General features: G+C 71.6%; 11 protein-coding genes. 4 read left to right on the top strand and 7 right to left on the bottom strand.

Annotated features, from left to right (window positions below; translation table 11 throughout):
* Nucleotides 1-2: 2 nt before the first annotated feature.
* The 4 genes from Q7A36_RS13805 to Q7A36_RS13820 form a co-directional block, all read right to left on the bottom strand.
* Nucleotides 3-554, bottom strand: a complete 552-nt coding sequence (locus Q7A36_RS13805; protein WP_305104285.1) for a gluconate 2-dehydrogenase subunit 3 family protein — start codon at nt 552-554, stop codon at nt 3-5.
* Between the two features lie 25 nt (nt 555-579).
* Nucleotides 580-975 (bottom strand): VOC family protein, encoded by a 396-nt coding sequence (locus Q7A36_RS13810; protein WP_305104286.1) that lies wholly within the window; start codon nt 973-975, stop codon nt 580-582.
* An 81-nt stretch (nt 976-1,056) separates the two neighbouring features.
* Nucleotides 1,057-1,362 carry a ribbon-helix-helix domain-containing protein gene (locus Q7A36_RS13815; protein ID WP_305104287.1) on the bottom strand — a complete coding sequence of 102 codons (306 nt, stop codon included), beginning with the start codon at nt 1,360-1,362 and terminating at the stop codon, nt 1,057-1,059.
* A 51-nt stretch (nt 1,363-1,413) separates the two neighbouring features.
* Nucleotides 1,414-2,205 carry an HpcH/HpaI aldolase family protein gene (locus Q7A36_RS13820; protein ID WP_305104288.1) on the bottom strand — a complete coding sequence of 264 codons (792 nt, stop codon included), beginning with the start codon at nt 2,203-2,205 and terminating at the stop codon, nt 1,414-1,416.
* Nucleotides 2,206-2,440: 235 nt separating this feature from the next.
* Between Q7A36_RS13820 and Q7A36_RS13825 the strand changes: the two genes are divergently transcribed.
* Nucleotides 2,441-3,139 carry a nitroreductase family protein gene (locus tag Q7A36_RS13825; RefSeq protein ID WP_305104289.1) on the top strand — a complete coding sequence of 233 codons (699 nt, stop codon included), beginning with the start codon at nt 2,441-2,443 and terminating at the stop codon, nt 3,137-3,139.
* A gap of 25 nt (nt 3,140-3,164) precedes the next feature.
* Here Q7A36_RS13825 and Q7A36_RS13830 read toward each other — a convergent pair whose 3' ends face one another.
* Complete coding sequence (locus tag Q7A36_RS13830; RefSeq protein WP_305104290.1) at nt 3,165-5,009, bottom strand: tetratricopeptide repeat protein; 1,845 nt, start codon at nt 5,007-5,009, stop codon at nt 3,165-3,167.
* 281 nt (nt 5,010-5,290) lie between these two features.
* On the opposite strand from Q7A36_RS13830, the gene Q7A36_RS13835 reads away from it, so the two are divergent.
* Together Q7A36_RS13835 and Q7A36_RS13840 are read left to right on the top strand one after the other, a co-directional pair.
* Nucleotides 5,291-5,776, top strand: coding sequence for a hypothetical protein (locus Q7A36_RS13835; RefSeq protein WP_305104291.1), 486 nt, complete (start codon nt 5,291-5,293; stop codon nt 5,774-5,776).
* On the top strand, nt 5,766-7,097 hold the full coding sequence (locus tag Q7A36_RS13840; protein ID WP_305104292.1) for an OmpA family protein: 1,332 nt from the start codon (nt 5,766-5,768) through the stop codon (nt 7,095-7,097). The genes Q7A36_RS13835 and Q7A36_RS13840 overlap by 11 nt, the downstream gene beginning before the upstream one ends.
* A 145-nt stretch (nt 7,098-7,242) precedes the next feature.
* Here Q7A36_RS13840 and Q7A36_RS13845 read toward each other — a convergent pair whose 3' ends face one another.
* Both Q7A36_RS13845 and Q7A36_RS13850 read right to left on the bottom strand, forming a co-directional pair.
* A complete protein-coding gene (locus Q7A36_RS13845; protein WP_305104293.1) occupies nt 7,243-8,856 on the bottom strand; it encodes a cisplatin damage response ATP-dependent DNA ligase in 1,614 nt (537 codons plus the stop codon).
* Complete coding sequence (locus Q7A36_RS13850) at nt 8,853-10,016, bottom strand: ligase-associated DNA damage response exonuclease (protein ID WP_305104294.1); 1,164 nt, start codon at nt 10,014-10,016, stop codon at nt 8,853-8,855. The genes Q7A36_RS13845 and Q7A36_RS13850 overlap by 4 nt, the downstream gene beginning before the upstream one ends.
* A gap of 184 nt (nt 10,017-10,200) precedes the next feature.
* On the opposite strand from Q7A36_RS13850, the gene Q7A36_RS13855 reads away from it, so the two are divergent.
* Entirely contained in the window at nt 10,201-11,235 is a 1,035-nt protein-coding gene (locus Q7A36_RS13855; RefSeq protein WP_305104295.1) for a sensor histidine kinase, read from the top strand.
* Nucleotides 11,236-11,237 lie beyond the last annotated feature (2 nt).

Below are 11,237 nucleotides of genomic sequence, written 5' to 3' on the forward strand. Positions count from 1 at the left end.
GGTCAGGCCTCCGGCAGCCAGTCGATGTCGTTGAAGCCGCGGTTGATGTAGCCGCCATGCTCATAGGAGGAGCCCTCGTAGCCGAGCTTCGCCCAGACCTCCTTCTGGTTGTAGAGCGAGACGATGAGGTCGCCGCGCAGCTTCTGGAAGAAGGCGGACGTCTCCATGGACTTCAGGATTTCGACGCGCTGCTCCTCCGACGCCACGCGGATGTAGTCGCGGCCGAAGCGCTTCCTCGCCTCCGCATCCAGCGTCGCGGCACCTTCCTCGAGCAGCTTGCGCAGCGCGGCATCGCCGGCGGCGGTGTCGTCATAGGGCAGGACGGCGGCGATGTAGTACCGGTCGGGGAAGCGGTCATGCGGGAAGATGTCGCGCGCGGCGCGGGCCAGCACGGTCATGGTGGCCGGCTTGATCGCCTTGAGGTCGCCCGCCCAGGCGGCATCCGGCGCGATGGTCATGCCCGCGGCCAGCGCGGTGGCGGCCGCGGGCGCGGTGGCGGCGCCGCGCAGGAAGACGCGGCGGCGCACCGTGGTGCGCTTGTCCAGTTCTCTCATTTTCTTGGTTCCTCCCTGGGATTGCCTAGTGGTAGCGGCCGAAGCGCTGCAGGACCTCGGTCCTGTACCCATCCGGATCGGTGATGAAGAAGAACTTCGCCAGCGGCCGGCCCTGATGCGCCATCTCGCGCATCGGGCCGCAGTCGATGCCGGCGGCCGACATCCGCGCATGCTCGGCCGCGAGGTCCTCCACCACCACGGCGAGATGGCCATAGCCATCGCCGAGATCGTAGGGCTCGGTCCGGTCGTGGTTGACCGTCAGCTCCAGTTCGAAGGGGCCTTCGGGGGCGCGCAGGTAGAGCAGCGTGAAGCCGTCGAAGGCGAGGCGGTCGATCACCTCCAGCCCCAGCGCGCGACGGTAGAAATCGACCGACCGCGCCTCTTCGAGGACGCGGATCATGGAGTGGATCGGCTTGGCCATGGTGGCTCCCCGGTATGGTCCCGGCGAGCTTTCCAGGGTCGCGTGGCGCCCGGGTAGTAGCGGGCTACTGCGGCCGCGGAATCACGCCGCCTGCAGGCTCCGCGCCGCGACCTCGGCCGCGTGCCGGTCCTGGTTCTCCAGCCAGAGCAGGCAGGTGACCCGCAGCAGGGAGGCGAAATTGCCGATCTCCCCCCGCCGCGCCAGCACCTCGTCATGCAGGGTGACGAGGAAGCGGGTGACCGAGCTGCCCTCGGCCGCGGCGATACGTTCGAGGATGCGCCAGAAGGCGGATTCCAGCCTTATGCTGGTGCAATGGCCGTGCAGGCGGATGGCGCGCGTCTCGCAGGCATAGGTCGCCGGGTCCTGCGAGGCGAAGATGTTGCACATGGACGTTATCCTCCCGGCCCGGGGTTCGCGCCCCGGGCCGATCGGATGTCGCTAGCCCGCCGGCTGCAAGCCGCGCAAGAACTTTGCACGCGCGCTCGCGCCGGCCATCAGGAAGCTCTGGTCGTTGCCCGAGAGCAGGAAGCGGGCGCCGAGGCCGATATAGGTGCTGGCATGGGTCTCGTCATAGACGCCGCCCATGCCGAGGGTCTTGCCGTGCTTCTTGCAGGCCGCCGCGACCGCCTCATAGGCCGCCTTGACCCTGGGATGGCCGATCTGGCCGCTGATGCCCATGCTGGCCGTGAGGTCGCTGGTGCCGATCATCAGCGCGTCGATCCCCGGCACGGCGGCGATGGCATCGGCGTTCTCCACCGCCTCGGGCGTCTCGATCATGACGCAGACCAGGATCGCCTGGTTCAGCTCCGCCTGCGCCTCGGCATTCGAGGGCGGGAGCATGTTGTAGGCGAAGGGCGGGCCGCCCCAGGAGCGGGTGCCGAGGGGTGGGAAGCGATAGGCGGCGGCGACGGCCTTCGCCTCCTCGGCCGTGTCCACATGCGGCACGACCACGCCCATGGCGCCGTTGTCGAGCGCGCGGGTCCCCTCGAAGAGCGCGTCCTTGCAGCAGCGCACCACCGGCGTCACGCCCTGGTTCAGCGCGGCGATGGCGATCTGCGTCGCCTCGTGCACCGACATGGCGCCATGCTCCATGTCGATGAAGAGCCAGTCGAAGCCCGCGGCGGCGGCGATCATGCCGGTGCCCGCGGTGCGCAGGTGGTGGACGCCGAAGCCGAGGGCGAGCTCGTTCCGGGCGAGGCGTTCCTTCAGGCGGTTGGGTGCGAGTGGCATGGATGCTTCCCCCGATCTTGGCTGTGCCGAGCGCAGCATGCGGCCCCTGCCCGGTCAACCAGGACACGGCCGGCCACAGTGCGGCATGCCACCGGGCCCCGGGGGCGCGACCCGCCCTTCCCCACCGCGCATCGCCCCAGGCCGGCAGGACTCACTGTCTTCCGGCGATCTCCTCTAGGCTCCGCCAGGGACGGCAAGGCTGCCGACCGCGCTATCCGGGAGCGGAGGTGCTGCGATGACCGAGATGGGACTGTTCGAGGCCATGTATTCCGCCCGCTCCCTCCGGCGCTTCCGGCCGGACCCGGTGCCGGAGGCGCTCGTCACGCGCATACTCGATGCCGCAATCCGTGCGCCCTCGGCAGGGAATGCGCAGAACTGGGCCTTCATCGTCGTGCGCGACCCGGCGCAGCGGGCGCGAATCGGCGCGGTCTACCGCAAGGGCTCCGACATCGCCGCCGCCGTCTATGCGGCCCGCAGCCGCCCGGCCCACCTGACCGAGGCGCAATGGGCGCGCATGCTGGACACCGGCGCCTGGCTCTGGGAGCACATGGCCGAGGTGCCGGTGCTGCTGGTGCCCTGCCTGCGGCAGCGCGACATGCCGCCGGCCGAGGCATTGCCGCGGGAGATTGCCGCCCGCCACGGCGAGGAGCTCGCCTACCTCGACCGCATCCGCGGCGCGAGCATCTATCCCGCGTTGCAGAACATCATCCTCGCCTGCCGCGCCTTTGGCCTCGGCACGGTCATCACCACCAACCACCTGCGCTGCGAGGCGGAGTTCAACACCGTCCTCGGCCTTCCGGAGGACGTCCATAGCTTCGCGCTCATGCCGATCGGCTATCCGCTCGACCGCCACGGCCCACTCTCCCGCCGTCCGGTGGAAGAGGTGGCGCATGCCGACCGCTGGTCGGCGCCCTGGCCGGGCGGATCGGGCTGAGCGCGCAGCCCGCCCGGCCCGCCGGTCAGAGCCGCTCCACCGCCGGCGGCTGCGGGCCGAACCAGCTCCGCTGCAGCATGCCGCGGGCGATCGCCGCGCCCTCCGCATCGCCGCGCATCTCGGCCGCCTTCAGCAGCCCGGCCGCGGCCCAGGCATTGTTCGGCACGCGCTTCAGCGCCTGGCGGAAGGCCTCCTCCGCCTCGACCGGCTTGCCCTGGGCCAGCAGCGCGGCGCCGAGCGACTGGTGCACCGGATAGTACCAGAAGGGCGGCTCCATATAGGGCAGCGTGTCCTGGATCGCCGCCGCCTCGGCGAACAGCGCGACGGCGCGCGCCTGGTCGCCCGCCGCCTGGGCGATGCGGGCATTCACCACCCGCCCGGCGATGCCGAGCACCTCCGGCGCCGGGACGCCCTGCGCGGGCAGCTCGGCGATCGCCGGGGTCTTGGCCAGTTCGCCGATCGCCGCGGCCTCGGCCCGCGCCTCCCCGGCCCGGCCGGACTGCGCCAGCGCGACGCCGCGGGCGTAGTGCCAGTGCGCGCGGATATAGGGGAACTCCGCCGCCGGTGCGGGCAGCGCCAGGATGGTCTCCGGCGTCGAGAAGCGGGCATGCGCGACATAGGGCGCGGCCGCCACCGGCTGGGTCAGGCCCGGGAAGGCGCGCTTCGCCTCGTCGGCGATGAGCGCGGCGAGGCGCGTCGCCGCCTCCACCGCGCGCGGCCCGTCGCCGCCCATCAGCGAAGAGACCATGACGAAGTGGACGTTGTGCGCGAAATAGCCCTGCGCGTAGAGCGGGCTGGCGCCGCCGCGCCCGATCTGCGCCTCGTCCGCCGCGACGGCGGCGAGGTTCGAGTCGAGGCTGTCCCGCCACTGGCCGAGGCGATACCAGATATGTGCGGGCATGTGCACGATGTGCCCCGCCGCCGGCATTAGCGCCGCCAACCGCGCGGCATGCGGTGCCGCGCGCTCCGGATGGTCGCTCGCCTCGACGGTGTGGATGTAGAGGTGGATGGCGCCGGGGTGCAGCGGGTTGGCGTTGATGGGCGATGGCCTTGCGCCGAGCACGCCCTCCAGCAGGTCGACCGTCTTCGCCGTCATGCCCTTCGGCCGGCGCCCGGCATCCTCCCAGTAGTCCCAGGGGGAGAGGTTCATCAGCGCATCGGCCGTCAGCACCGCGATATCGGGGTCCGCCGGCCAGCGCGCCTGCACCTGCAGCATGGCATCGGCATAGGCCTGGTCGAGCGCCTTACGCTCCGCCTTCGGATCGGCGGAATAGCGCTTCGACAAGGCGTCGATCAGCGCCGCGCGCAGTTCGCCCGGAATGCCTGCCCCCTGTGGCGCCAACTCCTTCGCGCGGGAAATGGCGGCGAGGGCGCGGCGGTTCGCGTCCTCCTCCATGATGAAGTTGATGTGCGGTCCCAGCACATAGGCCTCGCCCCAGAAGCACATGGCGCAGTCGGGATCGGCCTGCTGCGCCATGCGGAAGGCGCGCGCCGCCTCGGCATGGTTGAAGCCCCAGGCCCAGCGATAGCCCTGGTTGAACCAGGCCTGCGCCTCGGCGCTGGTGGTGCCGGCCGGCCAGGTCAGCGTGCCGAGCTCCGGGTTCAGCACCGGCGGCTCCGTGCTGGTCGGCGCCGCGGCGCCGCGCGGCAGGTCGCGCACCTGCCCGCCAAGCTCCGTGCGGCGCGGCATGGCGGCGCGCGCGCTCTCGGCCTGGGCGAGCGCCGGATTGATGCGCATGTGGTCATGCGGCTGCGCCGCGGACGTGGCCGGCGTGCCATGCGCATCATGCGCGGCCTGCCCCCAGGCGGCAGCGGGCAAGACAATGGCGGCGGTGGCGAGAAGCAGGGCGCGGCAGGTGCTGGAATGCATGATGTCCTCCCGGAAGGCGGATCACCTCGCGGCGGTTGCGCCGCTCTCGCAGACGCCTGCAACTGCGGAACCCATCAGCGTCGGCTCGTCCGCCCTCGGCGCAGCCATAGTCCTGCGGGTTCCCGGCCAAGCTACACTGTTGCGCGATTCCAGCCCTGGTCACGCCTCTGGCGGTACGCGATGTGCGCCACGGCACAAGGCGGCGCGGGCCCGCAGCACCGCGGCTTGATCGGGGGCGGTCAGCTTTCGACTATTCCATGCCATGGCCTGGGAGGACTTCAATGACTGGCTGTGGACGTCGCGGATGGGCGGGGCTGCTGGCCACCCTGGTTGGTCCCGGCCTGCGCCCGCCGCTCGCGCTGGCCCAGGCTTCGGCCGGCGTGCAGGTCGAGATCCGCAGCACGAAGGAGACGATCGACCGGCTCCCGGCATCGCTTCGTCTGCGCTCGGACATCCGGCCCGACACCTCCGCCGCGGCGGCCGCCATGGCACGCGAGGTTCCGGCGGATCGCGGGGTGCCGGTCTTCCTCATCTTCACCGGGATCCTCGCCATCCCGTTCCTCTGGCAGGCTGTGCTCGAGATGATCCGGCAACAGCATTTCGGCGGAGTGGTGATCGACACGCGACCGAGCCCGGTCAGCATCATACACGACCACGCGGTGCCGCCCGGCATGGTCTTCGTGGTCGAGCCGGGCGGCAAGGTGACCCAGTACAGGAGCCAGGACGTCACGCCGGAATTCCTGGGGAAGTTGCTGCATGCGCGTTGACCAGGTCCCGATCGCGCGGGCTGGCGCCCCCGGGCGCTGTCGCGCCCCGGAGGTCCGCCGCAGCGCGCGGCGCCATGTCCTGGGCCTCGCAGCCTGTCTCCTCGTCGCGCCGCGTCCGGTGCGCGCCCAGGCGATCCCGGTGGATCTCGTGCGCAGCCTGTCCGGGCGAGGCCATGCCCTGCTCATCGGGGTGTCGCAATACCAGCCGCAGACGGGCTGGAGCCAGTTGCGCTCGATCCCGCGGTCCATCCCGGCGCTCCAGGCGGCGCTGCGGCCCCACTTCGCCACGGTGACGGCGCTGTTGGATCCGACCGCGGCGCAGCTCCGCGCCACCGTCACCAGCTTTCTCGGGGACCGGCCGCAGACGCCGGAGGACCGCCTGTTCCTCTACTACGCCGGGCATGGCTTCACGAATCTCGACCAGAACCAGCAGCGCGACCTCGGCTATCTCACCGGCATAGACACGGTGCAGCCCAACCGCGATCCGGGGCGGGCCGTGCGGACCGCAATGTCCATGTCCCTGTTCGACACCCTGGCGCAGGAATCACCGGCGCGCCACGTGATGGCCGTGTTCGACAGTTGCTTCTCGGGCAGCATCTTCCAGACGCGCGGCCAGCCGAATGCGCGCGCGACGCTGAACGTCGACATGGTGCGCCAAGTGATGACCCGGCCGGTCCGCTTCTACATCGCCGCCGGCGACCAGAACCAGACGGTGCCGGAGCCGAGCCCGATGGCCGACCTCCTGATCGAGGCGCTGCAAGGCGAGGCGGATCTCAGCCGCGACGGCATCATCTCGGCCTATGAGCTTGGCCTGTACCTGAAGGACCGGGTCGCGGCGCTGACGCGACAGCTCGCCGTGCCGCAATTCGGCCCGACGCTCTCGGGGCCCCTCAGCCGTGGCGACTTCTACTTCCTGCCGGCCGCCCTGCCGGTGCCGGCACCAAGCTGGGTCGAGCCGCCGCCGGTGCGGAAGATCCCGGAATTCGCGCAGGCGAGGACCTACCTCATCTTCTTCGACTGGAACAGCGCCGAGCTGACCAACCGCGCCCGGGAAATGCTGCAGGAGGCGGCGACGAATGCGCAGCGCGTCAATGCGACGGCGATCGAGGTCGCAGCGCATACCGACAGGTCCGGGACGGAGGAGGACAACCTGCGCCTGTCGCGACGAATGGCCGACAACGCCGCGGCGGAGCTGGTGCGCGTCGGGATTCCGCGCAACCTCCTCAGGGTCCAGGCCTACGGCGAGAGCCGACCGCTGGTACCGACGGCAGACGGCGTGCGCGAGCCGCAGAACCGGCGCGTCGAGATCATCCTGCGATGAGCGGACGCTGCGACGAGACGGCCTGGCAGCCGCCGGGAGGGTTGCGGGCCGGGCAGGCCGCAAGCTGCCACCTTGGCGCCCTTGCCGGCGCGGGCCGTGCGCGCGGCCCCGGACGCCCTGCACGAAGCCTCCGGACGAGGCGCCCCTACGGGGATCCGACCTTGGCCTTGGTATCCACATAGGCCATGAGGTTCTCCAGCCGGTCCGCTTCACCAGCGGGCTTGTCCGTGCGGATGCGCGCGATGCGCGGAAAGCGCAGCGCGACACCCGACTTGTGGCGCGTGCTGAGCTGCGCCGCATCGAAGATGACCTCCAGCACCAGGGCCTTCTCGACCTCCCGCACCGGGCCGAAGCGGCCGGTGGTGTGGTTGCGGATCCAGCGGTCCAGCCAGGCCAGCTCCTCGTCGGTATAGCCGCTATAGGCCTTGCCGACCGGCACCAGCTCCTCGCCCCCCTCCCCGTCGGGGCGCCAGAGGCCGAAGGTGTAGTCGGAATAGAAGCTGCTGCGCTTGCCGTGGCCGCGCTGGGCGTACATCAGGACGGCGTCGATCGAGAGCGGGTCGCGCTTCCACTTCCACCACAACCCCTTCTGTCGCCCGGCGACATAGGGGCTGTCGGCGCGCTTGAGCATCAGCCCCTCGATCGAGGCGGCGCGCGCCCCGTCGCGGATGGCGGAGAGCTGCGCCATGGAGGCAAAGGCGATCTGCGCCGAGAGGTCCATGCGCGCCGGCGCGACGCGCGCGACCCAGTCCTCCAGCCGCGCGCGGCGGTCATCGAAGGGCAAGGGCCGCAGGTCCTCTGCGCCCTCAAACAGCAGGTCGTAGAGGCGCACGCCGACCGGGAAGTCGCGCAGCATCTTCGCCGTCACCTGCTTGCGGTTCAGCCGCTGCTGGAGATCGGCGAAGGGTGCGACCTGTCCCTCGCGGATCACCAGCAGCTCGCCGTCCAGCACGGCGTGGAAGTCCATGGCCTCGACGATCTCGGGGAAGGCGCCGGTGATGTCCTCCCCGCCGCGGGACCAGAGCCGCCGCCCGCCCGGCCCGGCGGTGAGCTGCACGCGGATGCCGTCCCATTTCCACTCGGCGCGCCATGCCGCGGGCTCCAGCGCGGCGACATCGGCATCCTCGAGCGGATGCGCGAGCATCAGCGGGCGGAAGACCGGCGCCTCGCGCGGATCGGGCCTCTCCGCCCTGCCCTCCAGCCAGCGGAAGAGCGGGAGGTAAGGGGGTGCTACGCCGTGCCAGACCTCCTCGATCTCCTCGACGCCCCGGCCCGACCAGTCCGCGAGCGCGACGCGCGCCAGCCGGCCGGAGACGCCGACGCGCAGGCCCCCGGTGATCAGCTTGATCAGCGCGAGGCGGCCGGAGCTGTCGAGCGTGTCGAGCCAACCGCCGATCAGCGCGGGCAGCTCCGTCTTGGGCGTCAGCTCCAGCGCTTCCACCACCTCCGACAGCGCGGGCGGCGGGGCGTTCACGCCGTCCCGCTCCGGCCAGATCAGCGCGACGGTCTCGGCGAAGTCGCCGACATAGTCGTGGGAGAGTGCGAGCAGCACCGGATCGGTCCGCGCCGCCACCAGGTCGCGGATCAGCGCGGGCTTGGCGGCGGTGAAGACCAGTTCCTCCGTCAGCGCGGCGAGGCCGACGCCGCGCTCCGGGTCGGGTTGGGTGGCGAACCAATCGCGCAGCAGGGCGAGCTTGGCGTTGCGGCCGGGGGTGAAGACCAGCCGCTCCAGCAACGCGGCGAAGGCCGGAACGCTCATATGCCTTCGCCGCGGCGCACGGCCGCCCCGCCAACCCCGTGCCCCGCGGCGGCGTCGCCTTCGGCCATGTCCTCGCCGCGGTGCACGGCCGCCCCGCCAACCTCGTGCACCGCGGCGGCGTCGCCTTCGGCGACGGGCGTGGCCGGCCCCTCGTCCTCCTCGCCCAGCCCCACCAGGTGCAGCGCGCGGCCGCGGATGCCGCGCTGCGCCAGCGCATGGACCAGCGCATCGTCGCGGCCATGCGTCACCCAGACCTCGGGCGCGCCGACCTCGTCGATCGTGCGGTTCAGGTCGTCCCAGTCGGCATGGTCGGAGATCACCAGCGGCAGTTCCACCCCGCGCATCTTCGCCCGCTGCCGCACCCGCATCCAGCCGCTCGCCACCGCCACCACCGGCTCCGCGAGCCTGCGGGCCCAGCGGTCCTGCACGGCGGAGGGCGGCGCCAGCACGATGGCGCCGGCCAGCGCCGCCTTGTTGGCGACCGTCGCGGGCTCGAGCGGGCCGAGCGCCACGCCGAGCGTCTCATAGAGCCGGCAGAGCGAGGCGAGCGCGCCATGCAGGTGGATCGGCCGGTCCCACCCGGCCTCCCGCAGCAGCCGGATCAGCCGCTGGCATTTCCCCAGCGCATAGCAGCCGACGACATGCGTGCGCTCCGGAAACAGCGCCAGGCTCTTCAGCAGCTTCGCCACCTCTGCCTCGGGCGGCGGATGGCGGAAGACCGGCAGGGCGAAGGTCGCCTCGGTCACGAAGACGTCGCAGGGGACCGGCTCGAACCCTGCGCAGGTCGGGTCGCGCTGGCGCTTGTAGTCGCCCGAGACCACGGCGCGGCTGCCGCGCCAGTCCAGCACCACCTGGGCGGAGCCCAGCACATGCCCGGCCGGCACCAGGCGGATGCCGACGCCGCCCTGCTGCAACGCCTCGCCCGGGCGGATCGGCTGCTGCACGGCGCCGGCCGCCGCCTCTCCCATGCGGGCGCGCATGATCGCCAGCGTCTCGGCCGTGGCCAGCACGGCCTGGTGGCCGGGGCGGGCATGGTCGGCATGGCCATGGGTGATGACTGCGCGCTCCACCGGCCGCACCGGATCGATGAAGAAGCCGCCGGGCTCGCAATACAGGCCCTGCGGCGTGACGCGAAGCCAGGTTTCCGGATGCGGAGGCATGGATATTTCGGGTCCTTCGCCGGCAGCCCGCAGCGGATGCCCGATGCCTCGGCATGACGTCTCAAGAAGATGTGGCCGTCGCAGCGCCCAACAAGCATCTCCTTGATTTCCGTGGAACCGCCCGGCCTGTCATGCGTCACCTGCGACCGGGTGCGCAACGGCGCCTGTCTGGGGGACGCGCCGCATGGCGGCTGAGGAGACAGCGGAGAGCGGGCAGGAATCGCCGGGCGAGGAGGCGCAGTTCCGCGCCCTCGCGGATCACGCGCCGGTCATGATCTGGCGGGCCGACACCAGCATGGGCTGCGACTTCTTCAACCGCCCCTGGCTCGACTTCACCGGCCGGACGCTGGAGGAGGAGCTCGGCCATGGCTGGGCCGAGGGCGTCCACCCCGAGGACCGCGAACGCTGCCTCGCCACCTACCGGGAAGCCTTCGAGGCGCGCCGCGAATTCTCCATAGACTATCGCCTGCGCCGGCATGACGGCGCCTGGCGCTGGCTGCTGGACAAGGGCCGGCCCTTCTCGGTCAAGGGCAACTTCGCCGGCTATATCGGCAGTTGCATCGACTTCACCGAGGCACGCCAGGCGCTGGAGGAGCACCGCAAGGCCCTGGAGGAGCGGGAGAACCTGCTCTCCGAACTGCACCACCGCGTGAAGAACAACGCCCAGGCCACCACCTCCTTCCTCAGCCTGCAGGCGAGCCGGGCGAGCGACGCCGTGGTCGCGGCCGCGCTGCGCGGCGCGGCGATGCGGGTGATGCTCGCCACCCTGGTGCAGGACCGCATGTTCCGCGTCCCGTCCGATGCCGGGGTGGACCTGGGGGCGGAGCTGGAGGTGACGGCCCGGACGGCGCTGGAGGTCGCCGGCCGGGTGGGAATCGCCTTCTCGCTGACGCTCGAGGACCGGCTCACCCTGCCGGTGGCGCAGGCCACCCCCATCGCGCTGATCGTGAACGAGCTGGTGGTGAATGCCGCCCGGCATGCCTTCCCCGGCGGCCAGCCGGGCAGCGTCACCCTGACGATGCGGCGGGCCGGGCCGGGCCTGGGGGAGGTGGTGGTGACCGATGACGGCATCGGCCTGCCGCCCGCCCATCCCCGGAACACGCCGCAGGGCTGCCTCGGCCTGCACCTGATCCCGCGCCTCGCGCGGCAGGCGCATGCCTCGCTGAAGCTGGACGGCGGCCAGGGCGTGCGGGCGACGCTGCGCTTCGCCTGTCGCTGAGG

Source organism: Paracraurococcus lichenis (assembly GCF_030657435.1).
GTDB classification, from domain to species: Bacteria; Pseudomonadota; Alphaproteobacteria; order Acetobacterales; family Acetobacteraceae; genus Paracraurococcus; species Paracraurococcus lichenis.